Origin of the sequence: Niabella soli DSM 19437 (assembly GCF_000243115.2) — a bacterium.
In the GTDB taxonomy this organism is placed as follows: Bacteria; Bacteroidota; Bacteroidia; order Chitinophagales; family Chitinophagaceae; genus Niabella; species Niabella soli.
The window spans coordinates 1,369,701-1,395,467 of record NZ_CP007035.1 but is presented as its reverse complement, the minus strand read 5'-3'; the positions used below and the strand labels follow the sequence as shown (position 1 = coordinate 1,395,467).

Sequence of the window (25,767 nt, the reverse complement as noted above, 5' to 3'; positions counted from 1 at the left end):
TTTACCGTTATTTCGATGAGTCCGCCAAAGTTGGATGAAGAGAAATCTCACCATTAAAGAACGGGATTTCTCCGCTCGTTCTCCCGACTTTCGCCCTATCATGTGGATACAAAAAATACATGTTGAAGCCCATATAGTATTGTAATAACATCTTACTTTTCAATCTAGCCCGAAGGGCTCAAATATGAATAACCCTCCGCACTGCGGAGGGGCTTGGCAGCATAGCAGGTTCAACCCCTTCGGGGTTGAGTACTTTACGCTCTATTGACCTCCAACTACAGTTGGAGGTTACTCAGATTGAGGCCCTTTCAGGCCTCTTTGCAGGTCAAAAATCACATCAACTTTATCCTGCAGGTTGATCGGGTATCAATGCTCATCCTTATCGATTTCAAAAAATGTGTTCACACAATAGGACCTTTGTCGGAATTTCTCTAGTCGAAACGACGACAACATTAATGATTGGTTTTGCCGGGGCTAAGAGTTTATTTTCTTTACATAATCCGATGGTGTCATTTCGAACTGTCGCTGAAAATTTCTTCCGAATTGTGTGAGGGAGTTATAGCCAACGGTTTCTGCTATTTCATTCATATGGTGGTTGCCGATACTGATCAGCTCTGCGGCTTTTTTTAACCGGGTAAGATTGATCATTTCGTTAGGGGAAAGATCGGAGATGGATTTTATTTTCCGGTACAGGGTGGGGCGGCTCATATTGAGCCGGTGGGCCAGGAATTCCACATCCAGCAGGGTGTTTGCCAGGTTGTCCTCGATGGTTTGCTGTAATTGCTCCAGGAACTGTTCGTCTACCCGGGTATGGGCCATTGTTTTGATATGTGCGAGGGGCGATTTGGCAAAATAGTCTTTTATTTTCACCCGGTTGGTAAGCAAACTGGCCACCTGAGCGTTCAGATGCTCGGGGGAGAAAGGTTTTTCTATATAGGCATCAGCACCTGCATCCAGGCCCTCGATCTTTGCCTGCAGCGTATTTTTCGCTGTTAATAAAATGATTGGCACATGGCTCAGGTTAAAATCGGATTTTACCCGGTCGCAAAATTCCAGGCCATCCATTCCGGGCATCATGATGTCGCTGATGATGAGGTGTACCGTATGGGTCTCCAAAAGCCCGAGGGCGGCGGCAGCGTTTGCCGCTGTTATAACGGTATATTTTTCGCTCAGCTCGTCTGCCAGAAAATCAAGGATCTCTTCATTATCGTCAACAAGCAGTAACGTAAATTTTTCGTTGGGTATATTTTCGGGGATTGTATTTTCCAAAATTAAAGTTCTTGTTTAAGGCTGCGGAACCCTGGTGGGGAAGCGCAATTCAAAACTAATTAAATTTTCGCTTGATACCAAGGATAGCTTACCCTGGTGCAGGTCCGTGAGGGAGCGGGCTAGTGCCAGGCCGATACCGGTTCCCGAAACAGATTCCGTAAACTTTGAACGGAAAAACAATTCAAAGATCCGCTGCTGTTCTTCGGGTGGTATAGGAGCGCCATCATTGGAAATATGCAATTTAAAATGACCGGAGGCGTCGGGTCCGGATAGATCGACGCTAACCCGGCTGGTGCAATATTTGATCGCATTGTCCAGCAGGTTGCTGATGATTTTTGTAAATGCGTCTTTGTCAATAAACGCAAGAAATGGCAGCTCAGGAACCTTTAACCTGAATTCGATATTTTTATTTTCAGCGGTTGCCTGAAACCGGTTCCAGATATCGGTTACCAGTTGCGGGACGGCTGTTTCTGCAAAATTCAGCGAAAGCTGCTGCGATTCGATCTTTCTGAAATCGAGCAGTTGGTTGGTGAGCTCCAGTAAGCGTTCGGTATTCCGGTTCATACTCGTCAGGTACTTTTCTGTTTGCGGTGTTTTGACGACCAGTTTTGTGATCTTTTCAAGCGGCGCTTTTATCAGGGTCAGCGGGGTGCGGATCTCATGCGCCACCTTGGTGAAAAAATCTATTTTGGACTCAATCAATTCTTTTTCTTTTTGAATGGCATAAAGCTGCATTTTTTGCAGTTGCTTTTCGTGCATATAATTCCGGTAAAATAATATGGTGCCGGTCAGCAGCAGTAGTAGTAACACGATGTACAACAGGTAGGCCCCGGTGGTCTTCCAGAGGGGCGGCGTAATGATGATGGTAAGGGTCCGTTCATTATGCTGCCACCTGTCGCTGCTGTTCGTGGATCGTACTTTAAACAGGTAGCTGCCATGAGACAGGTTGGTGAAATAAACGCTCCGGTTGGTTTTTATATAGTTCCAGTCTTTATCAAGTCCCTCCAGTTTATAGGCGTATTTCACATTATCGGGCGATGTATAATTGATCGCTGCAAAATCGATATTAAACGTAGACGCATTATAAGGCAACTGCAGGGTATCCGTAACCTGTAATGATTTTTTTAAGGGACCGTGCCCCGGATCAATATTTAAAGGCGTGTTGAAGATGGAGAAATTGGTAATATAGAGTGGTGGAACATAATTATCACTCCGGACCTCATCCGGATGAAACCGTATCAACCCCTTTACTGTTCCCATATACATACTGCCATCGGCGGCTTTAAAAACCGATGAATAGTTGAATTGCTCACCCGGCAACCCCGTCGACCGGGTAAAGGTCCGGATGGTTTTAAGGTCTTTTTCTATCAGCGCAAGCCCTTTGGATGTGGTAACCCATACCCGGCCCTGGTCGTCTTCGGTCAGGGTATAAATCAAATTGGAGGGCAGCCCGTTCGCCAGGGAGTAGCTGGTTATGGATTTGTCTTTTAGCCGCAGGTAAAAAAGGCCATTTTCGGTAGCGATCCATAAGCCGCCTTTTTTTGATTCCCGCAAAAAAGTGATCCGGTTTTCGCCCAGCAGGTCGCGCTGCTTCCGGAGCAGGCGCAATTGCCCGTATATATTTTGCCGGGGATTATAATAATGCACGCCATCCTGGAAGGTGCCTGCCCAGAGGGTTCCGTCGGAGGTTTCCAGGATAGTGGAATAAAAACTTGATTTTGGAAAAAAATCCGGGGAGATAAATTTTTTTACGGAGTCATAAAAATAAATACCGCTGGAAGTGCCGATCCATACCTGCCCGCTTTTTGTTTTATAAATGCTATGGATAAAATTACTGCGGAGCGCGCCCGATCCGGGGCCTACCGTAAAATGCCGGATAACGGTTTCGGTTTTCAGGTCCATGATGTCGAGTCCGTGTTCAAAGGTCCCGATCCAAAGCCGGTTGCCATCGTACAGCAACCCATGAATATTGGTATACGTAATGCCTTTGCTGGTTCCGTTGGGCATGAAGTTTTTAAAGATCTTTGTTCGCGGATCAAATTTGTTTAAGCCTGCATCTTCCGTACCGATCCACAGATACCCGCGGGCATCGGCCGTTATTTCCCTCACCGCATTGCCCCGTATCGATTGCGGGGAAACCCCCGGCATAAATTTTTCAAACAGCGGTTTTGATTTCGGGAAATAGTTAATACCTCCGAAATACGTGCCGATCCATATGCCGCCTTCCTGGTCCCTGTAAAAAGAATAAAGCGCATTGTCGCTAATCGAATAGGGATCGTGGTAGTTTTTCTGAAGATGGGTGAAGCTGTTGTCTTTTGTATGGTAGATGTAAAGTCCTTTCTCTGTCGCGATCCAGTATTCGCCGGGGGCGCTCTCGATAAAGTCGCGGGCAAAGATCTCTGTTTTGTCTTCATTGTACGTGAGCAGATCTTTATAGGTATGCGTTCGGGTATCGAATTGTTTCACCCCCTGGCTTGAGGTGCCGATTAATAAAACGCCGTTGCCCGGATCATAGATCCGCTCTACCCAGTTGGATACGGCTGGTTTTGAATGGGAAAAAACGGAATAGAATGTAAAATGATCATTAGGAGGATCATAAAGCCCCAACTGCCCAAATTGGGTAGCGATCCACAACTGGTTATTTTTACAAATGGTGAGTGTGGCGCACTGCTGCAGCGCAGGATCGGTGTAATGCCGTACCTGTTGCGTTTTAGACAGGTATTGATACAGCCCCGTTCCCAGGATCATCCAAATATTGCCTTTGTCATCTTCGGCGATGGTGCGCACCTGTGTTTGGGGCGTATGCTTTAAAAAAGAAAATTTCCCGCTTAACGGATCAAATTGATAGATCCCGCGCTCTGTGCCCACCCATATAATTCCGTTGCGTGCTTCATAAAGTTTCCAGATAGAATTGTTACCCAGGCTGGTACTGTCGTCCGGCTTGTTCCGGTACACTTTAAAGTTGTAGCCGTCAAAGCGGTCCAACCCATCCTTGGTACCGATCCACATAAACCCGTTTTTGTCCTGTATTAAACAGGTGGCGGTATTATTCGACAAGCCGTCTTCAACCTGGAAGTGCCGGAAATAATAATCCTGCGAATAGCTGAAAAATGGCAATAATAATAAGGCAATAAACGTGTGTATACGATGAGCGCTCAAATAAAAGTTTTTTCAAACGTACATTAAATTTTTCATCCATAAAGTACCGGGCCTTTCCCCGTTCCTTAAACAATCTGTTTCTTCCGGGCGCTGTCCGCCGCGATCAATAATGGGATATGATATAAATTATTCTTAATTTTAGATTGAGACAAATTGATCAAAACTTGATACAAAAAAGAATCGCGAAAGCCGGCCCAAACAGTATTTTTACGGGTAACGATTGTTAATAATTCAGCTATATGAAGTCTTCTTTTAAATGGATGTTGCTATTATGTTCAGATATTTATTGATCTTCCTCTTTTCTTTTGCGGGCACTGCTCTTCAAAGCGGTTATGCGCAGGCCGGGGCTGGTGTTACCAATGTGAGCCGGCCGGATAACGCCGTCTGCAATCTATATTATACAGGGAATCAAAAGCCATTGCAACCTTTGTATTTTATCAAATTACCTGTTGGCGCTGTTATGCCAAAAGGATGGTTATTGAAATATCTTGAACTGCAGCGGGATGGGCTTACCGGGCATTTGGGAGAAATAAGCGCCTGGCTGGCAAAAAAAAATAATGCATGGCTAAGTCCCGATGGAAAGGGCGATCATGGTTGGGAGGAAGTTCCTTACTGGCTGAAAGGTTATGGTGATCTTGGCTATATTCTGAAAGACAAAAAAATAATAACAGAAGCAAAAACCTGGATTGATGCGGTTTTGGCCAGCCAGCGGGCAGATGGTTATTTTGGCCCGTTATTATTAAAAAAAGGAAAGCCCGACCTGTGGGGGAATATGATCATGCTTTGGTGCCTGCAATCCTGGTATGAATACAGCCGCGACAAGCGGATACTGCCTTTTATGGAAAAATATTTCCGGTGGGAATATAATCTTCCGGACAGTATGTTTCTGAAAGATTATTGGGAGCATAGCCGCGGCGGTGATAACCTGGTAAGCGTATACTGGCTGTATAACCGCACAAAAGGGGCCAACTGGCTGCTGGACCTGGCAAAGAAGATCGACCGTAATACCGCCGACTGGCGTCAGCAGCACAACCTTCCGAACTGGCATAATGTTAATATAGCACAGTCGTTCCGCGAGCCGGCCACCTATTATCAGCAGAGCAAAGCAGCGGCCGACCTGGACGCAACGTATAGGGATTTCAGGATTATAAGAGACCGGTTTGGCAACGTTCCCGGCGGAATGTTTGGCGCAGATGAAAATGCGCGTAACGGATATGCGGATCCGCGCCAGGGCGTGGAGACCTGTGGTATGGTGGAACAGATGGCGTCAGATGAAATTTTAATGGGGATCACCGGCGATCCTTTTTGGGCCGATAATGCAGAGGATGTTGCCTTTAATACCTACCCGGCGGCCGTTATGCCCGATTTTAAGGCGCTGCGCTATATTACCAGCCCGAATATGTCAATCAGCGACAGCAAGAATCATCACCCGGGCATCGACAACAGCGGCCCTTTTCTGATGATGAATCCCTTTAGTTCCCGGTGTTGCCAGCATAACCATGCGCAGGGATGGCCGTATTATGCAGAGCATGTATTTATGGCTACCCCGGACAACGGGCTGGCCGCGCTGTTGTACAGCGAGGCAGAGGTAAGCGCAAGAGTGGGGAATGGCGGCGAAGTGCGTGTGGAAAGCCGCGGGCACTATCCTTTTGACGAAACAATCTCGTTTATTGTTCATTCACAAAATAAAATACGCTTTCCTTTTTATCTCCGCGTTCCGCAATGGTGCAACAACGCCCGGTTAAAAATTAATGGCGTGGCGGAACCCCAACGTTTTACGCCGGGGTCCTATATTAAAATAAACAGAACATGGTCCGACAGAGATAAAATTGAACTGACGCTGCCTATGCAAATTACCGTGCATCAATGGGTGAAAAATAAAAACAGCATTAGCATCAACCGCGGCCCGCTTACCTATTCGCTGAAAATAAAAGAGCAATATATAAAAGCAGACAGCAAGGCTTCCGCGATCGGTGATTCGAAGTGGCAGGAAACCGCGGATCCGGGGAAGTGGCCTTCGTATGAAATTCTTCCGGGGTCGGCCTGGAACTATGGATTGGTCTATACCCAACCGGTTACTGCCACGGATTTTAAAGTAGTGAAACGCTCCTGGCCCAAAGATGATTTTCCTTTTGAGCCGGACAAAGTTCCGGTATTGATTACTGCGAAAGCCCGCAGCATACCGGAATGGAAGATCGATGAGAATGGGCTTACGGGCATTTTGCCACAAAGCCCGGTAGCAGTGACAACAAAAGATGAAATGGTGGAATTAATACCAATGGGCGCTGCCCGCTTAAGGATATCGGCGTTCCCGGTAGTAAAATAAACTCAATGGTTATGACGAAACAACGACACATTTTTTATTTATTTTTTTTGTTGCTAACGGGTTTTCAAACGAATGCGCAAACGCAAAAAGCGCCGGCCTATCCCTTGCTGACGCACGACCCTTATTTTAGTGTTTGGTCTTTTACGGATAACCTGAATGATGCTACCACCCGGCACTGGACGGGCGCCGACCAGTCGCTTACGGGGTATATAAAGGTAGACGGTCATATTTACCGTTTTTTGGGAAAAGAAGCAGCGCGATATCAACCGGTATTGCCGAGTTCAGAAGAACGGAATTACCGGGTAAAGTATACCGAAAAAGATCCGGGGCTTGGGTGGAGCGAAAGAGACTTTAAAGATAATAGCTGGAAAACCGGTACGGCGCCTTTTGGGGATAATAATACCCTGGCGCGTACAGAATGGAAGTCGGACGATCTTTGGGTGCGCCGGAGCTTTGACCTGGATGATATGCCGCCCGGTGAGGTGTATTTAAAAATCAAGCACGACGATAATATTGAAGTGTACCTGAATGGGGCGGCGGTGTACAGTTGTAATTGCTGGAACGAGAAATATCTTTATATCCCGATAAAAGATGCTTCGTTATTGAAGAAAGGAAAAAATATTATTACCGCCCATATTAAAAATACCGCAGGCGGCCAGTTCCTTGATTTTGGATTGGTGTATGAGTCTCGTTTTAATAATGCAGACCCTGCCGAAAAGGCCGTGCAAAAGAATGTGGAACTGAAAGCCACGCAAACAGTTTATACTTTCGACTGCGGGCCTGTGGCGTTAAAGGTGGCCTTTGTTTCTCCCTTACTATTGAACGACCTGGACTTATTGGCGCGCCCGGTTTCTTATATAACCTTTGCCACGACCAGTAAAGACGGTATGGCACATGCTGTTGAAATATTATTGAATACATCAACGGATCTTGCGGTAAACACGCCGGGTCAGGAAGTGCAGGCAACCAAGCTGTCGGCGGGCGGGCTGAGCTTGCTGAAAGCCGGAACCCTGGCCCAGCCGGTATTACAGAAAAAAGGCGATAACCTGCGGATCGATTGGGGCTATTTGTACGTTGCGGCCCCGACAGCCAAAAATACCTATCAGTATATTGCTGAATCGGAAGGGGCTTCTTTGAAAGTATTGAAAAGTACCGACAAGTTCTCACCGCTATTGGATCAAAAAGGCAAACAGCTTTGTTTGAATACGCTTTTTGACCTGGGAAGAACAAAATCGAATGCAGCCATGGTAATGATTGGCTATGATGATCTTTATTCCATCCAGTACTTCGGCCAAAACCTGCGCCCCTGGTGGAACAGGGATGGGAAAAATACTATTGAGCAGCAACTGGAACAAGCAAATAAAGAATACACTTCCGTCCTGGATAAATGTGCGGCTGTTGATAAAAAGATCTATACAGACGCCTTTAATGCGGGGGGAACAGAATATGCCCGGCTGTGTGAAATGGCCTACCGGCAAAGCATTGCCGCACATAAGCTGGTGCAAAGCCCGGAAGGCACATTATTGTTTTTGTCGAAAGAAAATTTCAGTAATGGCTCGATCAATACAGTGGATATAACTTATCCGTCGGCTCCATTGTATTTGACCTATAATCCTGAGCTGCTAAAAGGTATGATGAATGGAATTTTTTATTACAGTGAATCGGGGAAATGGACCAAGCCCTTTGCCGCACACGATCTGGGTACCTACCCATTGGCAAACGGACAGACCTACGGTGAAGATATGCCGGTGGAGGAAGGAGGAAATATGTTATGCCTCACCGCCGCTATTGCAAGGGTGGAAGGCAATGCCCGCTACGCAGAAAAGCATTGGAGCACTTTGTCAACCTGGGTAGATTACCTGGTAAAAGATGGATTTGATCCGGCCAATCAACTATGCACGGATGATTTTGCCGGGCACCTGGCGCGCAACGCCAATCTCTCGATCAAAGCCATTATGGGCATTGAAAGTTATGCCCAACTGGCCCGGATGCTGGGTAAGAACGATCTGTACGCGAAGTATCATGGCATTGCAACGGGCATGGTGCCCCGGTGGATGCAACTGGCGGCTGATGGAGACCACTATGGATTGGTATTTGAGAAAAAAGGAACCTGGAGTCAGAAATATAATTTGATCTGGGACAAGGTGCTGCGGTTCAACATTTTCCCTAAAACCGTTTATCAGAAAGAAATAGCGTATTATCTGAAAAAGCAGAATAAATACGGCCTTCCGCTGGATAGCCGGAAGACCTACACAAAATCTGACTGGATCCTGTGGACGGCGACGCTTGCTTCCAATATCAATGATTTTAAAGCACTGGTAAAGCCGGTGTATACTTATGCCACTGAAACGCCCACCCGCGTGCCACTCAGTGATTGGCATGAAACCACCAACGGGCGCCAGGTGGGCTTCCAGGCGCGCAGCGTGGTGGGAGGTTATTTTATGAAAGTGCTGGATAAAAAGCTGAATAAATAAATTGTTTAGCCCCATGGGGGCGATAGGCCGGTAGCCGGCAATACGGAATATATCAAGCCGCGTAGCGGCGGCCTGCATAAATAAACGCAATAATTTTTGAAATATATAAGCCACATTTTTTATTTATACATATGAGATCTGTTTTTTTTAAAAGCACAATTGCAGCAATCGGCATTCTTGCCACAGGCATGTTCTTTACATCCTGTAAAGCGCCGGAGACAAAAAAAGACCAGGGCGATAGTGCCGCCGGCAGAGCGGTATGGACGGCTCTGCAGGCCAACGACTGGTATGCGAAACAACCCTGGTATGTAGGGGCTAATTTTCTGCCCAGTACGGCCATCAATCAGTTAGAAATGTGGCAGGCTGCAACATTTGATACCACAACTATTGACAGGGAATTGGGGTGGGCCGAAAAGATCGGTATGAATGTAATGCGTGTTTTTTTACACGACCTTGTTTTTGAAAACGATGCTACAGGGTTTTATGATCGCATCAACAGGTTCCTGGAAATTGCAGACAGGCATCACATAAAAATCCTGTTTACTATTTTCGATTCCTGCTGGGATCCCTTTCCAAAAGCAGGTCAGCAGCGGGCTCCCCGGCCATTTGTACATAATTCCGGTTGGGTGCAAAGTCCGGGGCAACTGGCATTAAAAGATTCCACACAATACCCGCGCCTGGAAAAATATGTAAAATCCATTGTGGGTAAGTTTGCGCAGGATCCGCGTATTATCGGTTGGGATGTATGGAACGAACCGGATAATATGACGGGAGCCGCTTATCAAAAAACAGAGCTGCCCAATAAAGTAGCCCTTGTGCTTCCGTTATTAAAGAAAACATTTGAATGGGCACGGTCTGTAAATCCTTCCCAGCCGCTGACTTCCGGTTTATGGGCGGGTAACTGGCAATCCGACAGCACGTTGAAGCCGATTGAAAAATTGCAGTTGGAAGAATCAGATATTATTTCTTTTCATTCCTATGATGACTCCGCTATACTGCATAAAAAAATAAACGAATTAAAAAGGTATAATCGCCCTATTTGGTGCACCGAATATATGGCTCGTCCTAATAAAAGCACCTTCCAGAGTTCGCTGCCCATAGGTAAACCGGATAAGGTGGCAATGATCAACTGGGGATTTGTGGATGGGAAGTCCCAGACGATTTATCCCTGGGATAGCTGGACAAAAAAATACACCGGCGAGCCACCGCTTTGGTTCCATGATATTTTTCATAAAGACGGTACACCATATAAACCGGAGGAAACAGCGTTTATAAAAATGATGACGGGCCGGTAAGACCTGTGAGGTTTTGAAAACCTCACAGGTCTTCAAAAAGCCGAAGTCTGTCCCACAGCACAAGAGTGCGACGCAAGGGAGTTTCATAGTAATACTGCAGCCGGGTTAATAAAAGATATGAACAAACGTTTTTTACAAATAGGGATTTATCTGCTACTGCTGCCTTTTATTGTTAAAGCTCAGGGTGAGAATCCTTTGTTCGCTGACCCGACGATCTTATATTATGACGGAGTATATTATTTGTATGGAACGAATGGCGCTAACAGTAATAATGGTTTTACCGCTTATACTTCAAAAGACCTTACCAATTGGAAGCCGGCAGGAAAAGTATTGCTGCCGGGCCAGTCTTTTGGAACCAAAGGTTTTTGGGCGCCCCAGGTGTTCCGTTACAAAGGACGGTTCTATATGGCATATACGGCCAATGAACATATTGCTATTGCAACCGCGGATAGTCCTTTGGGACCGTTCCGGCAGAAAGCAATAAAACCATTGGATGCAGCGACAAGAATGATTGATCCCTTTGTGTTTTTTGACGGAGGCAAAGTGTATCTGTATCATGTACGGCTGCAGGAAGGAAACCGGATCTTTGTGGCGGAACTGAACAGGGCGCTGGATACTATTGTGGAAGCTACCGCAAAAGAATGCATTCATGCCGGAACCGGATGGGAAAATACGGCTGCTGCCCAATGGAGTGTAACGGAGGGGCCAACGGTCTTTAAACGGGGCGCCGTTTATTATATGCTTTATTCGGCTAATGATTTTCGTAACCCCGATTATGCCGTTGGATATGCGCTAAGTCATTCGCCACTGGGCCCCTGGATGAAGTTTGCGGGTAATCCGGTTATTTCGCGCACTTTGACCGGGGCGAACGGCAGCGGGCACGGGGATCTGTTTGAAGATAAAGCCGGCAAATGGTGGTATGTATTCCATACCCATAATTCGAATGAAAAAGTGGCCCCGCGCAAAACGGCTTTGATTGAGCTTCATTTTAATAAAAAAAATAACGAGCTAAGCGCTGATCCTAAAACTTTTCGTTTTCTAAACAGCAAGGAATGATCCGGTGTTTTTTAACAATAATACTATTATGGGCAGGGAGCTGTATGGTGCCGGCACAACCTGTGGCAAACAGGTTTACTAATCCCTTATTGCCATATGGAGCGGATCCTTATAGTTTTTATAAGGACGGGTATTATTATTATACCCATACAACAGGTTCCAGATTGGTTTTGTGGAAAACAAAAACATTGGCCGATTTGAAGGACGCCGAGCAAAAGACGGTCTGGGTACCGCCGCCCAATACTTCCTGGTCCAAAGAACTATGGGCGCCTGAGATCCTGTTCCTGGGAGGCAAATGGTATCTGTATTTTGCAGCAGATGATGGCCACAACCGCAATCACCGCATGTACGTTATTGAAAACAGTGCTGCTGATCCCATGAAGGGAGAATGGGTGTTTAAGGGGAAGGTGGCTGCCCCGGGCGATAAATGGGCTATTGATGGGGACGTGCTGGAATACAAAAAACAGTTGTATATGATCTGGTCCGGCTGGGCCGGTGATAAAAATGGGCAGCAGAATATTTATATTGCTAAAATGAGCAATCCCTGGACCATTGAAGGCGAACGGGCCCTGATCTCGCAACCGGAGTATGACTGGGAGCGGCACGGGCATTTAAAAGGAGAGACTCCGGAGCAGGTAAATGTAAATGAGGGGCCGCAGTTCCTGGTACATAATAACCGCATCTTTATCATCTATTCCGCCAGCGGCTGCTGGACCGATTTTTATTGTTTGGGAATGCTGTCGGCGAAAAATGATAAAGACCTTTTAGACCCGGCCAACTGGGTGAAAAACAAAAAGCCTGTTTTTAAAGCAGCGCCGGAAAAAGGTGTTTTTGCGCCCGGGCATAACTCGTTTTTTAAATCGCCGGATGGCAAGGAAGACTGGATCCTTTATCACGCCAATTCAGCACCGGGACAGGGTTGCGGCGGACATCGCTCACCGCGCGCGCAGCCATTCCGTTGGAATAAAGACGGCACGCCCGATTTCGGAACACCTGTGGCCGCGGGTCTACCGCTTTTAGAACCCGGGCAAAAAAAATAATATGAAAGTCCTGCTTATTGTTTTAGCAACTTTTTATTCGGCCGGTGGTTGTGCACAACAGCAACCAGCGATCCGCTCTGATTTTCCTGATCCTGCTGTTATCCGTGCAAATGGAAAGTACTATGCGTATGCCACCAATTCCGGCAGTGCCGGGAAATGGTCGAACATACAAGTGGCTGTTTCCGGAGATCTGAAAAACTGGAAGATAGTAGGGGATGCATTGCCCTTGCGACCGGTGTGGGCAAACCGGGATTTCTGGGCCCCTCATGTTTTGTATAATGATCAGTTAAAGAAGTTTGTACTTTTTTATGCTGCTGAAACCACGGATGATAAAGAAGGAAAAGCAATAGGGGTAGCTTTTTCGGAAAAACCGGAAGGGCCTTTTACGGATTCAGGGCGGCCATTGCTGGTGCGCCCGGGCTTTGAAGCCATAGATCCCATGACCTTTAAAGATCCGCAAACCGGGAAATATTATATGGCCTGGGGCTCTGCCTTTCAGCCCATCCGCATTCGCGAACTGAGGCCTGACATGGCGGGTTTTGCCGGTCAGTCAAAAGCCGTAGCACTGGTTCAGGCGGGTGCCGATAAGCCCTATGGAAGATTGATAGAGGGCGCCTGGATCGATTATGATCACGGCTTTTATTACCTGTATTATTCGGGAGATAATTGCTGTGGCATCAAAGCGCATTATGCTGTGATGGTGGCCCGTGCAAAAAAGATTACCGGGCCCTATACCCGGTTGGGATCCGTTGCTGCCAATAAAAGCAGTGTCATATTGGAACAGGACTCTTTCTTTGTAGCGCCGGGGCATAATGCTGTTTTCGGTGATGGAGCAGGCAATAAATGGATCGCCTATCATGCTATTCCCCGGGAAGATTTTAAGAAGGGGAGTTATCATCGCTTTATGTACCTGAACCGGTTGGTATATAAAAACGGTTGGCCTGTTGTAATAAAGGAAACGACGGTTTCAATCAAACCTGAATAAATAGAACTATATTATGCACGGTCGGCGGATACAAAGATTCAGTTTGGGAGAATTAAGAAAATCGATTAACTTGACTGATTTATTGTACCCCCGACATTTACTAAAATAAAGCTTCAAAAAATATGAACCAATCATTCAAATTGTTATCGGCGGTGTCGCTGGCCATTAGCCTTCTTGCCTGCAATAGCAGCACGACAGAAAAAACAACGCCTGCGGCCGGTGATTCAACCTCAGTAAAAAAAACGGATAGTCCTGAAAGCCTGGATAGCTCCGGATTTAACGGAACCATCGATGGTAAAAAAACTGCCCTTTATAAACTGACGAATCATAAAGGCATGACGGTGGCGATGACTAATTACGGAGGCCGTATTGTAGGATTATGGGTGCCGGATAAAAGCGGGAATGCTACGGATGTGGTGATTGGTATTAACAGTGCAAAAGGATACCAGGAGGCTACGGAAGCTTATTTAGGCGCAACTATAGGCCGTTACGGGAATCGTATAGCAAAAGCGAAATTTAAACTGGATGGCAAAGAATATACCCTGGCGGCTAACAACGGCCCTAACAGCCTGCATGGGGGTAAGAAAGGTTTTCAGTATGTGGTGTGGGACGCGGTGCAGCCTAACGACAGCACGCTGGAATTAAGTTATACCAGTCCGGATATGGAAGAAGGCTTTCCCGGCGCACTTAAAGTAAAAGTGACGTACAGCGTTACCAGCGATAATGCTTTAAAGATCGATTACACAGCTACTACCGATAAACCTACTATTGTAAATCTTACCAACCACGCTTATTTTAATTTAAATGGAGAAGGCAGCGGCGATATATTAGGGCAGAGCGCCCAGATCTATGCGGATAAATATACCCCGGTGGATTCTACGTTGATCCCAACGGGCAAACTGGAACCCGTTGCCGGTACGCCCTTTGATTTTACAAAAGCCACTGCCATCGGTGCACGCATCGGGGCTGATAATGAGCAATTGAAATTTGGTAAAGGCTATGATCACAACTTTGTACTGAACGGCACAAAAGGAGCTTATGGCCTTACACATGCCGCAACCTTTACGGGAGATCAGTCGGGGATTGTAATGGATATTTATACCCAGGAACCGGGGCTGCAGTTTTATAGCGGTAATTTTAATGAAGGGAAAAATACCTTGAAGTCAGGAGCAAAAGATATTCACCGCGGTGCTTTTTGTGCAGAGACACAACATTTCCCCGATTCGCCCAACCAGCCGGCCTTTCCCAGCACGGAGTTAAAGCCCGGACAAACCTATCATACAGTTAGTTATTACAAATTCTCAGCAAAATAAGCTTGGGATTATAATCGTCATAGTCACCCTGTCCCATCCAATAGGACAGGGTGCTTTTTTGAATATTATTGTGCTACTGCCGGCATCCATTTATTACTTATATTTGGCAGTTATGTCTCGATTTTTCAAACACGGATCGGTTGGTTTGCTTTTGTTGCTTGTTGTATTGTTCTCTTTTTTCAGAGCTGCTTCCAACCTCAATCCTTTTCATCTAAGCGGGTTTGCACAGGGAACTACCTACCATATTACTTATTATGCTGAAGACAGCGCGCTTAAAAAGTTCCAGGCAGATAGTATCTTTCATTCGCTTGATAGCTCGTTGTCCGTTTATAAAAACTATTCGCTCATTTCAAAATTCAACCGGGAGCGCAGGGGCGTACTTGCAGACAAACACCTGAAAGCAGTTGTGAAAAAGGCCGGAGAAGTGTCTGAAGCCTCGGGCGGCATTTTTGATATTACCGTTATGCCCCTGGTAAAGCTTTGGGGTTTTGGCCCTGATGGAAAATCAAAAACAGACCCGTCGGAGCAGCAGGTAAAAGCAGCGCTGTCCTTTGTGGGGTACCGGAAACTTTATTTTAAAGGAGACAGCCTTTTGAAAAAAGATCCCCGCATTACCATTGATGTGAACGGAATTGCACAGGGATATACGGTAGATGTGATCGCAGCCTTCCTGGAAGCGAAGGGGATAAAAAATTATTTGGTTGAGGTAGGCGGGGAGATAAGAGTAAAAGGGCGGAAACAGCCGTCAGGCGCTGTTATGAAAATAGGAGTAGAAAGCCCTTCCGAAGAAGAGAATGACGCTGATCCTGTATTAATAAAATCGATTTATGTAAAAGAAGGAGCCGTGACCACCTCGGGCAAGTATCGCAATTTTTATAAGAACGGGAATAAGAAGATCTCGCATTTGATGGATCCCAGGACCGGCTATTCTATTCAAAATGAAATGATCAGTGTTACGGTACTTGCAAAAGATGGGATCACTGCCGATGGCTATGATAATGTTTTTATGGGCATGCACCTGAAGGAGGCGTTTGCCTTTTTAAAAAAACATCCGGAGCTGGAATGTTATTTTATCTATACAAAAGAGAACGGAATGGCTGCGGATACGGCTTCCGCAGGATTTAACGCTTTACTGCATCAATAATTTTATGAATCATTGAAATCCAAAATCAAAATGAAAAAACTTTCGATTGCATTGCTTGCATTTTTTATGGCATTTGCCGGACATACACAGGAAAAAATAGCGGTTATACCGGAGCCCGTTTCGTTGGTTGCCGGTACAGGCACCTTTACCTTGCCGGGTAAAGTAACGATCGGCATTCCCGCAAAGGCCGATCTGGGACATACGATCGGGTTGCTGCAAAGTAAGATCGAACTTACCGGTGCAACTGTTCAAAAACAGGAGGGAAGCGCCACTGCTACCATAAATCTGATCCTGAATAAAAGCCGCGATACAAAGATCGGCGACGAGGGTTATACGCTTTCTGTAACTGCAAACAGCGTGAACATTAAGGCCAATAAGCCGGCAGGGTTATTTTATGGTGTTCAGACCTTTTTGCAGTTGCTGCCGCCTCAGATTGAAAGCAAGGAAAAAGTAAGCGGTATTGCCTGGCAGGCGCCGGTAGTGGAAATTACAGATTATCCGCGTGTGGGATGGCGGGGGCTGATGCTGGATGTGTCGCGTCACTTCTTTACCGTGGCAGAGGTTAAGCAATATATCGATGACATGTCGCGCTTTAAGTATAATATGTTTCATTTTCACCTGACGGATGATGAAGGCTGGCGGCTCCAGATCAAAAGTCTTCCCAAACTGACAGAAGTAGGCGCCTGGCGTATTGATCGTACCGGTCTGTTTAACACCTTTTCCCCTGCGGAACCGGGTGAAAAAAAATCCTATGGCGGCTACTACACGCAGGAAGATATTAAAGACCTGGTGCAATACGCAAAGGAACGGTTTATCAATATCCTTCCGGAAATTGATGTGCCGGGCCATAGTCTTGCTGCTATTGCCTCTTACCCTGAATTGTCCTGTACAGAAGGGGCCGATAAATACCAGGTGCGCTTTGGGCAGCCCATTATGGACTGGTCGCATGGGGCGCCGCCTATAGCGATGATCGATAACACCCTTTGCCCCGCCAATGAAAAAGTATATGGTTTTATGGATAAGGTGATGACGGAGGTGGCGCAATTGTTTCCCTTCCCTTATATCCATGTAGGAGGGGATGAAGCCCCGCATAATTTCTGGGAGAAAAGCCCGCAGGTACAGGCGTTGATGAAGAAAGAGCAACTAACAACCATCCCGCAGGTACAGGCTTATTTTGAAAAGCGGCTGGAAAAAATTGTCAATTCAAAAGGGAAAAAACTGATGGGCTGGGATGAGATATTAGAAGGCGGTATTTCACCCACTGCGGCGCTTATGAGCTGGCGGGGTGAAAAATATGGTATAGAAGCCTCTCAGTCTAAGCACTACGTGGTAATGAGCCCCACGCAATATGCCTATATCGATTATATGCAGGGAGATGTAAGCACCGAAGTGCCGATCTATGCTTCATTGCGGTTGTCGAAGGCTTACGAATTTAACCCGATCCCGCAGGGGGCTAATGCCGCATATATATTGGGCGGACAGGCAAACCTGTGGACGGAGAATGTATACACCATGCGGCAGGCGGAATACATGACCTGGCCCAGGGGGCTGGCAATAGCAGAGTCTGTTTGGTCGCCGGCAGATAAAAAGAACTGGAAAAACTTTGCCGCAAAAACCGAACAGTTCTTTAAACGGTTTGACGAGGCGGAAATAAAATATTCACCGGCTATCTATGATCCGGCGATCTCTGTGCAAAAAAATGGAACGGCTTATTATGTGACGCTTACACCTGAGATAGAAGGGCTGGATATTTATACCAGTTTTGATAATTCGGCGCCCGACCGGTTCTATCCCAAATATACCGCGCCCTTGCTGATTCCCAAAGATGCACAATTGCTGCGTATTGTAACGTACCGGGGCAAGCAGCAAACCGGCCGTCAGATGTCAGTGAAAGTGGAAGACCTGAAGAAGCGGGTGAAGTAAGCTCGTTGGACAAAGCTCTTCGGGACTTGGAGTCCCGAAGTTTTATTTTATCGCTTCTAGCGATAATAATAATGCCCTGGCGCTGCGAAGCGCCCTTCGCCTCGCAGTATTATGCTATTGCCTGTGGCGATAATTGGAGTTATTGATCAAAAGTTTTAAACGGCGCTTGGCCGTTTTCAGAACTGCTTATAACATTTTCAAAATGAAAACGAATCTATTAATAGTTTTTACTGCGGCCCTGCTGCTTGGAAGTTGCGCAACCGGCAAAGTGACCCGAGCTGATTACAAAAAGGATGTGCTGCTGGAAACCAATTATGGTAATATGGTTTTGCGACTCAGTGATCTTACGCCGCTGCATCGCGATAATTTTATCAAACTGGTAAAGTCGAAGTATTACAACGGGGTATTGTTTCACCGGGTGATAAAAAATTTTATGATCCAGTCCGGTGATCCGGACAGTCGCCATGCACCCGGGGGAAAGCCTTTGGGAGAAGGCGGCCCGAAATATACGGTCCCGGCGGAATTTAATCCGGAATTGTTTCACCGGAAAGGCGCGCTGGCTGCGGCCAGAGAAGGGGATGATGTGAACCCGAAACAAGCCAGTAGCGGCAGCCAGTTCTATATTGTGCAGGGCAAGGTATGGACAAACGGAGGGCTGGACACGTTGGAAATAAAAAGATTGAAAGGAAGAAAAATTCCGGCTGCCGATCGTGCGGTATATACAACTGTTGGTGGCACGCCACACCTGGATCAACATTATACTGTCTTTGGGCAGCTAATTAAAGGGAATGATGTGTTGGATAAAATAGCTGCTGTGCCCACAAGTAAAGGGGCGGATAAGGACCGCCCGGTTTATGATGTCAGGATCCGTAAAGCAACAATGATCCGGCGTGCCGATGCCCACCGGTGAGCTATCGCCCAAAACCGATAGAAAGCTGTATCGAAGGTGAAACCCCTTTGAAAAAATTGTTGAAATACATAAAGGGGCGCATCGTCATAGCACCGTATTTAACGCCGCCAACGCCAAGTTGAAACGTGTTTTTCTCAAAGTAATCGCCGCTCCGGTGCACCAGGTAGGCAATGGACATGGGCGCAAATAAGGTAAGGTTATTGTTGTATTTTTCGCCTTCTTTATAATTGCGTGATTCATAAACGAGCCCGACAAAGTCGTTACGGTACACTTTTGTAGTCCCGTTTTCGTTTTTACCAAAAAGAAATACCGGCTCCCAGTAGGCTCCAAAACGAAGAACGGAATTCGGATAGTCGTTTTTAATATAAATGCTGGGTCCTGCATTGAAGGAAGGCGCAAAGAGGTTCTGGTAGTTTTGGATATTTGCGGCAACAGAAGGAGATAAAGTATACCGGCCGACTTTTTTATTAATGGGCTTCAGGCTCCCATCAATACTTCCGTTTTTTATTACGTAATCGCCATTAAACCGGGTGGGATAAAAATCATCTTTATTATAGTATGTTTTCTGATTGGTTGCTGGTTTGGCAGATGGGTATTTTTGTTTGATTTCCCGGTTAAGTTTTGCAATAAAGTTGTTGATCAAATCCCCTTGCCTGTACTGCTGCAGGTCTGTTAACTCATTTAGCCGGAATTCAAAAACATTCGTTATGGATTCTTTTTGCTGAGGAAATATATAGATGATGTTTTGGTTTTCATACACCTGCATGGGTTTTTGGTCTATTACTACAAACCGTTTGTTTTTCGGCTTATCGGGAACCACCGATAAGGCGCTTTTCCCCCGGGCATTATACCTGAAATAGATCTTGTAGGCCCTGTCTTCTTTCAGGCTATCTTTAACGGTATTGAAATTTTCAAAAAAACTTTCTATTACCTTGCTGAAGTCTTCCCCGTTTCCTATAGTTGTTGTATTAAAGGTGTGAATGAACAGCCGGTTGGTATTGTCCAGTTTTAATTCTATGCCATTGGATTTTTTTAAGTCGAAAACCCAGGGTGCTACTTCCCAGTACATTTGGGCCTGCAGTTGTTTGGTGAACAGGCAGTTGAGAATAATGATGATAAATAATAAGCGTTTCATATAATATGTTTAAAAATTGATCAGGGCGGCAGTAGAGCTTGATTTTTCGATTTCGTTATTGTGCACAGGGCTTTTCAGGCTCACATGCAACCCGGGACTTTTGCGTTTTGTGTTGGTGCCGATGGTTTCAGCTATTAATTGATCAGCTTCTTCGGCGCTGATCGTTACCATTGCTCGGGAAACAGCAGGGGATTGTACAGCGATGTCCTTTTGAATATTTGAGCTGATGATCCGGGTTTCAGCCCGGGGAGCAGGGGGGGCAAGCGCTGTACTAACCGGAATTTTATTACCCGCTATTTCTTTCTTTTCAATCTGTGGATTACGGTTTTGTTTTTCTATCCGGGCAACGAGTGTCTTTTTATGACTTTCTTTCCCGGAGGTATAGCTATTGATGCTATCCAATTGCGTGCTTTTTTCTTTTGGTAAGGCCTTTTTTGCAGGAGAATATACCTGGTAAGTATATGCATTCTGTTTGGTGTTCCGTTTTTTGAGAATGAAGAAGTAAGCCGGTAACGCAATAAGGATAAAGCATGCGGCTGCAACCAGGAGCCGGATCGCATTTATTTTTTTGGCTGAACGCGGCAGCCGGCGTTCCAGCCGCTGCCAGCCGGAGCTTGTATTGTATTCCCCGTCTGAAAAGTTGAGGAATTTTTCCTGTATTTTTTTGTCATTATCTTTCATGTGCCACTATTAATTGTTGCAGCAAAAAACGCGCTTTGCTTAATTGAGATTTTGAAGTGCCCTCGCTGATCTTTAATAATGCCGCTATTTCACGATGTGATAAATTTTCTATTACATATAAATTAAAAATGGTGCGGTATCCTTCGGGAAGCTTTTCCAGCAATAGCAGGATCTCTTTTGCCGATAGACGGGCCAATCCGTCGGAATGTTCGTTTAATACCGGTTCCAGGACCGTGTCTGCTGTTAAAAAAACGGGTTTGTTTTTTCTTAACTCCATCAGGCATTCGTTGATCATGATCCGCTTCAGGTATCCCGTTACACTGGCTGCTCCCATAAACTGGAACTGGTCTATTTTTTCAAAAAATTTTTGGAAACCTGCCAACATACATTCTTCCGAATTTTCCCGGTGATTCAGATACCGCATGCAGGTAGCCATCATTAAAGGTGCATATTGTTTAAATATATGCTCCTGGGCCCGCCGGTTATGCTTTTTACACTGCCTTATCAGTTCTTCTGAATCCAAACGCTGAATGCTTATGTTTAATTAAATGCAGGAGGGAATGAAAGGGTTGCTTTTCATGAAATATTTTGTTTTGATCGAGGCGTTTGTCGTCATCCCGGACCCGACGTCAGGAAGGGGAGAGATCTTATGGTTTTAGAATGGGATTTCTCATTTCGCTCCGATTCTTATGGACGCTTCATTTGGAATGACGCGGATGTGGTTAAAGGCTTGCATTTACTACAATAACAATCTTTAATACTTTGCCCGAAAGCGATACAATTAATAATCCTCTTCCCGTTCCAGCATTAAAATGGCTCCCTGCGGCACAATGAAATATTTTTCGCCTTCATATAAAATTTCGGTGGCGCCACTTAGCAGGAATATAGCAAGATCTCCCTCTTTGGCTTGCAGCGGCACATATTTAACCTGATCCTCGTCCGATTTCCAGGGCTCCTCTTCTACAGGAACGGGAATGGCATAGCCCGGGCCGGTTTTAATAACATAACCTTGTTGTACTTTTTCTTTTTCCTGAACACCAGGAGGAAGGTAAAGGCCACTTGCAGTACGTTCATTCCCCTGCAAGGGTTTTATCAGCAGGCGGTCCCCAATTACAATTAATTTTCTAAAACGATTATCGGCCGTAATTCTCATATTCAAATCAATAAACCATAAAGGTAACTAATACAATACTGTTAAGTTGACGGAACTTGTTTGAGAGCTATGAACCATAAACCATAAACCATGAACTTCTCTTTACAGATCCGCTATCTTCTTAGGAGCGTCTTCAACAATCGCTTCTACAGTTACTTTATTTTTGTTCAATTGATTCACTGATGCAGTAATGCTATCGGCCTTCACCCGCGGCTGCCGGAGATCGTTTTTTGCACGCTGCAGTTTTTTTACTGCAGTCTGGCAATCCGTCCCCGCCTTTGAAGCAGCCAGGCGGTTCAGTTGTGCATTCAGTTGTGCTTCGGCCTTAGCCCAGTTGATCTCATTATAAAGAGAACGTAACCTGTCTGCACTTTCATTCCAGTTGAACCGGTCAAATGCCTGGGCTACCTGCGCTTTTAATGCTTTTTTCTGCGCCTCCGGTACGGTTTCTGCTAAATGGTTTTCAATTTTTTCCCATGCCAGCTCCGTGATAATTTGTTTAAACGTTTTCATAGACTCCTGAACCGTATGTTCTGCAGCGCTGTCCAGCTCGGGCGCCGCAACGGTTGTGTTTACCACAAAAAACGGGCTGGCGTCGCTTGCCTCTTCAACCGGCTTGGGCTTTGCCGGGGCTTCAATTTTTCCATCGGGGTCTTCGGTGATCTTCAGGTACACCATATTGTCTGCCGGATTGCTTTCGGGCTGCTCCATTACAGGTATGGGTACGATCTTTATTTTATTTTTTTCAGTTTTATGCCCGGCTACCACTGCAACGGGGGTGGATTCTGCAACCTGGTAGGCAGGGACGGCCGCTGTTTGAACGGGGACCGCAAGGGCGCCGCTGGTATTTCCTGAATAATAATAACTTCCTGATAAGATAAGGAATACGCCAAGGATTATTAGCTTCTTCAGCGGGATAGCAGGTTTGCCAGCTAAGCCCATAATGGCGCGAACCCGTTGCTCCAACTGGCTTTCCTTCCCGGAAACGTGCAGGGCCAGCGTGTTCGGCGACACCTGGTTCCTGGCCAATTGCAGCAGGGTGGAAGCGTACAGATGGGGATCATATTGAAACCGGGTGACCCATCCGTCTGCCGATTGTTCGCGGTCGAGCTCCTGCATTTTTACCAGCAGCCGCGCAAAGGGGTTAAAATATAAAATGGTCAGAATAACCTGGTTGACCCAATTGATCAGGTAATCATTGTTTTTGATATGTGCCAATTCGTGCAGGATAATCGCCTCTAGCTGGCGTACGGACAACTGGTTCACCACTGCCACAGGCAAAAGGATTACCGGTTTTAAAAAACCAATGGTTAAGGGCGAGGTGACACGGGATGAAAGGAAAAGCTGCACTTTTCGTTTTATGCCCAGGTAATCCGCAGCATCCAATGCAAAAATTTTTAAGAAGCCGGGCGCCCGCTCGCCGCCGGAGCGCAGGCGGTAGATCGTCCGGGAACTGTTGAACATATTTCGTAGCGGAACGATTAGCAGCACCAGGTATAAAGCGGCTCCGTAATTGAATACGGTCTGCGTCCACGCCCCTGTAAATAACGAATAACCAAAACCATTGGGTGTAGTGGAAAGCGCCAGAATGAATGTGCTCACAAAAGCGATAAATCCGGTAGCCAATCCCCAAAAGTTTATCAAACTTTTGGAGGTACCGGAATGTGCAGGGCGCCACAGCCGGTAAATGATGATCAATAACCAGATAACGCCCATTTGCCAGAAACTGTTAAATAAAGCGTATCCCAAAGCAGCAAACAGATGGTATATTCCTTGTGACATGATTTTAATCTTTCTTTTTTAACTGATCAAGCACCAGTTGGATCTGGTCCAACTCCTCCGGGGTTACATTGTTATTGCCCAACGCTTGTAATACTAACTGGGAAGAAGATCCTCCAAATAAATTACTGATAAATTTGTTCAGCATAAATTGCTGGGTGCTCTCTTTGTTCACCGCCGCTTTATAAATATGGGTACGCGATGAGTCATTGCGTTTTACCAGTCCTTTCTCATTCATGATCTGCATGAGTTTGAGCGTGGTGGTATAGCCTACATCTTTAACGGTTAATAACGTTTCATGTACTTCCCGTACCGTTGCCTTGCCTTTATTCCACAATACCTGCAAAATCTCCAGTTCACTTTCTGTGGGTTTGATTGATTTTGTATCCTGCATAAAAAACCATTTCCTGCAATTTACGATTTTCTTCGTATGAAAACAGACCGATTGATCCAGATTAAAATATTTAACAAATATTTGAAAAAGGGTTAGTAAAGACCGGGTAAGGCGCTAAATGGTTCACGGATTGCGCGGATTATCACAGAAGGAATTTGGGGATCTGTGCAAATCTGAGGAATCTGTGAGATAATAATACTTTTACTCAGCCGGGACGGAACGACCTTACTTCGTTTTTTTCGTTGCTTGTTTATCGTCGGTCATCTTATCCAGTTCATTGGCCAGTTTTTCAAAAAGACTGGCGGCAGAGGCAGCCAGGCTTTCAATATACGGTTCGCTTGTTTTGGCCAGTTTATCTGCTTTGGTTTCAACGATCCCCCTGATTTTACCGGCGGCCTTTTCCGCGGCAGCGGCGGCTTTGGTAAGACTTTTTTCCAGATCCTGCTCGTTTTTTAACGAGTCGGCCGGTGTCTCATTATGTTGGGTAACCGGCTTTTTTGCAGTATCCGGTGCCGTTTGGGCCTGTGCAAAAGAAATGATCCCGATTCCGGCTAATAATAGTATGATGGATCTTAAATATTTTTTCATGTGTATATTTTTATGGGTCGTTGTGTTTTTTTGAATTATAAGACTACACGGGCGGGAGCGGCGTTGTCTCTTGTAACAAAAAAATCGGGTCAAAAAGTATGCCCGAAAGAATGGCCTGTATATGACATTGATTGTTAAGAAAGTAGCTGGATGAGAGTGCTCAGCTCTTCGTATTGGGTTTGTTGGTGCCCGTTGTGGAAGCATTCTCTGAAATCGCTAATCACCCTGCGGATCACTTCCCGGTTTGACTGCGGTTTAAGAAATGCGGGATCATTTTCAACGCCTATTTTATTCAGGTAATGTTGCAGGTCTACATGGGTAAAGATCTGCCCCAATGAAGGTTCCAGGAAAAACTCCATTTCATAATTTCCCGCCCTGGTTTCCAAACCTGGCTTACAATAGCCCAGCACAAACTGGCGGGGTACCTGCAGCAGGCGTATGGGAATGTCCAGCATTTCGACTAATAAAAGGTATAGGGCCCCAATCCCTGTTTGGTTCCCTTTTTTTGTTTCGATGATCTTTGGGATCAGGTATTCGTTAGGCCTGCCGGCATTATTGGTTTCGCCTTTTATACCGATGTAATTATAAATAATACTATTGATGACGTTTACCTGCTCCAGGGGGGTAAGGTAATTATTCAGTTCGAGCCATATATTTCTCCGCAGGCGCTCGATGTTGTGCAGCACTTTTGCCGCCTGGGTTTCGGGGTATAAGAACTTCGCCAACAGCAGTAAGGCCGGCATCAGCTCATGATGACCCGCTTCATCCCATTGTTTAAAATCAGATAATAAACCCGAAAAATAAAGCCGGTGGATCAATAATTCGATGCGTTCCTGTATGGCAGTATCTTCTGTTGTTTCCCACAAATGTTCCAGGTTCGGGATCATCGGGAGGCCATAAGAAATAATGCGATTACTAACCGCTTCATAAACCGCGCCATCGGGATCATCAATCAGGTTCAGTAATGCGTTGATCTCTTTTTTTTCATCCATCCGGTCAAAGATAGTTGTGTGCGCAAGGCGGAACAAAAATTAAAATCCACAGGGGTGAATAAGATAGATATTTTTAATGGCCACAAATTCCACCGTTCTGCATTGCAGCATGATTTAAGGATACAACCAAACTGATCCCGGCAGATCAGCG

20 protein-coding genes are annotated in these 25,767 nt (G+C 45.8%); 10 read left to right on the top strand and 10 right to left on the bottom strand.

What is annotated here, in order from left to right; genetic code table 11:
* Window positions 1–474 precede the first annotated feature (474 nt).
* The gene (locus tag NIASO_RS19605) at window positions 475–1,269 is read right to left on the bottom strand and encodes a response regulator transcription factor (protein WP_008581768.1); all 795 of its coding nucleotides are present in this window, start codon (window positions 1,267–1,269) and stop codon (window positions 475–477) included.
* 15 nt (window positions 1,270–1,284) lie between these two features.
* Window positions 1,285–4,428: a ligand-binding sensor domain-containing protein gene (locus NIASO_RS05980; protein WP_008585214.1), complete on the bottom strand. Its 3,144-nt coding sequence runs from the start codon at window positions 4,426–4,428 to the stop codon at window positions 1,285–1,287.
* A gap of 271 nt (window positions 4,429–4,699) precedes the next feature.
* Between NIASO_RS05980 and NIASO_RS05975 the strand changes: the two genes are divergently transcribed.
* From NIASO_RS05975 to NIASO_RS05930, 10 genes are all read left to right on the top strand, one after another.
* A complete protein-coding gene (locus NIASO_RS05975) occupies window positions 4,700–6,754 on the top strand; it encodes a beta-L-arabinofuranosidase domain-containing protein (protein WP_008585216.1) in 2,055 nt (684 codons plus the stop codon).
* A gap of 5 nt (window positions 6,755–6,759) precedes the next feature.
* On the top strand, window positions 6,760–9,228 hold the full coding sequence (locus tag NIASO_RS05970) for a glutaminase family protein (protein ID WP_008585217.1): 2,469 nt from the start codon (window positions 6,760–6,762) through the stop codon (window positions 9,226–9,228).
* Window positions 9,229–9,359: 131 nt separating this feature from the next.
* The gene (locus tag NIASO_RS05965) at window positions 9,360–10,523 is read left to right on the top strand and encodes a cellulase family glycosylhydrolase (RefSeq protein WP_008585220.1); all 1,164 of its coding nucleotides are present in this window, start codon (window positions 9,360–9,362) and stop codon (window positions 10,521–10,523) included.
* Between the two features lie 117 nt (window positions 10,524–10,640).
* Window positions 10,641–11,579, top strand: coding sequence for a glycoside hydrolase family 43 protein (locus tag NIASO_RS05960; RefSeq protein ID WP_008585222.1), 939 nt, complete (start codon window positions 10,641–10,643; stop codon window positions 11,577–11,579).
* Window positions 11,576–12,619, top strand: a complete 1,044-nt coding sequence (locus NIASO_RS05955) for a glycoside hydrolase family 43 protein (RefSeq protein WP_008585223.1) — start codon at window positions 11,576–11,578, stop codon at window positions 12,617–12,619. The genes NIASO_RS05960 and NIASO_RS05955 overlap by 4 nt, the downstream gene beginning before the upstream one ends.
* A gap of 1 nt (window position 12,620) precedes the next feature.
* The gene (locus tag NIASO_RS05950; protein WP_008585225.1) at window positions 12,621–13,604 is read left to right on the top strand and encodes a glycoside hydrolase family 43 protein; all 984 of its coding nucleotides are present in this window, start codon (window positions 12,621–12,623) and stop codon (window positions 13,602–13,604) included.
* Between the two features lie 122 nt (window positions 13,605–13,726).
* Window positions 13,727–14,917 (top strand): aldose epimerase family protein, encoded by a 1,191-nt coding sequence (locus NIASO_RS05945; protein ID WP_008585228.1) that lies wholly within the window; start codon window positions 13,727–13,729, stop codon window positions 14,915–14,917.
* Window positions 14,918–15,029: 112 nt separating this feature from the next.
* Window positions 15,030–16,061 (top strand): FAD:protein FMN transferase, encoded by a 1,032-nt coding sequence (locus NIASO_RS05940; RefSeq protein ID WP_008585231.1) that lies wholly within the window; start codon window positions 15,030–15,032, stop codon window positions 16,059–16,061.
* Between the two features lie 30 nt (window positions 16,062–16,091).
* Window positions 16,092–17,984, top strand: coding sequence for a beta-N-acetylhexosaminidase (locus NIASO_RS05935; RefSeq protein ID WP_008585233.1), 1,893 nt, complete (start codon window positions 16,092–16,094; stop codon window positions 17,982–17,984).
* A 202-nt stretch (window positions 17,985–18,186) separates the two neighbouring features.
* A complete protein-coding gene (locus NIASO_RS05930) occupies window positions 18,187–18,894 on the top strand; it encodes a peptidylprolyl isomerase (protein WP_025298744.1) in 708 nt (235 codons plus the stop codon).
* 1 nt (window position 18,895) lies between these two features.
* Here NIASO_RS05930 and NIASO_RS05925 read toward each other — a convergent pair whose 3' ends face one another.
* From NIASO_RS05925 to NIASO_RS05890, 8 genes are all read right to left on the bottom strand, one after another.
* Window positions 18,896–20,029 (bottom strand): hypothetical protein, encoded by a 1,134-nt coding sequence (locus NIASO_RS05925; RefSeq protein WP_008585237.1) that lies wholly within the window; start codon window positions 20,027–20,029, stop codon window positions 18,896–18,898.
* Between the two features lie 9 nt (window positions 20,030–20,038).
* The gene (locus tag NIASO_RS05920; RefSeq protein WP_008585238.1) at window positions 20,039–20,710 is read right to left on the bottom strand and encodes a hypothetical protein; all 672 of its coding nucleotides are present in this window, start codon (window positions 20,708–20,710) and stop codon (window positions 20,039–20,041) included.
* Window positions 20,700–21,233 carry an RNA polymerase sigma factor gene (locus NIASO_RS05915; protein ID WP_025298743.1) on the bottom strand — a complete coding sequence of 178 codons (534 nt, stop codon included), beginning with the start codon at window positions 21,231–21,233 and terminating at the stop codon, window positions 20,700–20,702. The genes NIASO_RS05920 and NIASO_RS05915 overlap by 11 nt, the downstream gene beginning before the upstream one ends.
* 258 nt (window positions 21,234–21,491) lie before the next feature.
* On the bottom strand, window positions 21,492–21,863 hold the full coding sequence (locus NIASO_RS05910; RefSeq protein ID WP_008585241.1) for a co-chaperone GroES: 372 nt from the start codon (window positions 21,861–21,863) through the stop codon (window positions 21,492–21,494).
* A 102-nt stretch (window positions 21,864–21,965) separates the two neighbouring features.
* Window positions 21,966–23,645 (bottom strand): M56 family metallopeptidase, encoded by a 1,680-nt coding sequence (locus NIASO_RS05905; RefSeq protein ID WP_008585242.1) that lies wholly within the window; start codon window positions 23,643–23,645, stop codon window positions 21,966–21,968.
* Between the two features lie 4 nt (window positions 23,646–23,649).
* The gene (locus tag NIASO_RS05900; protein WP_008585244.1) at window positions 23,650–24,036 is read right to left on the bottom strand and encodes a BlaI/MecI/CopY family transcriptional regulator; all 387 of its coding nucleotides are present in this window, start codon (window positions 24,034–24,036) and stop codon (window positions 23,650–23,652) included.
* Between the two features lie 225 nt (window positions 24,037–24,261).
* The gene (locus NIASO_RS05895; protein ID WP_008585247.1) at window positions 24,262–24,624 is read right to left on the bottom strand and encodes a hypothetical protein; all 363 of its coding nucleotides are present in this window, start codon (window positions 24,622–24,624) and stop codon (window positions 24,262–24,264) included.
* A 134-nt stretch (window positions 24,625–24,758) separates the two neighbouring features.
* On the bottom strand, window positions 24,759–25,616 hold the full coding sequence (locus tag NIASO_RS05890) for a transglutaminase family protein (RefSeq protein ID WP_025298742.1): 858 nt from the start codon (window positions 25,614–25,616) through the stop codon (window positions 24,759–24,761).
* Window positions 25,617–25,767: the final 151 nt, after the last annotated feature.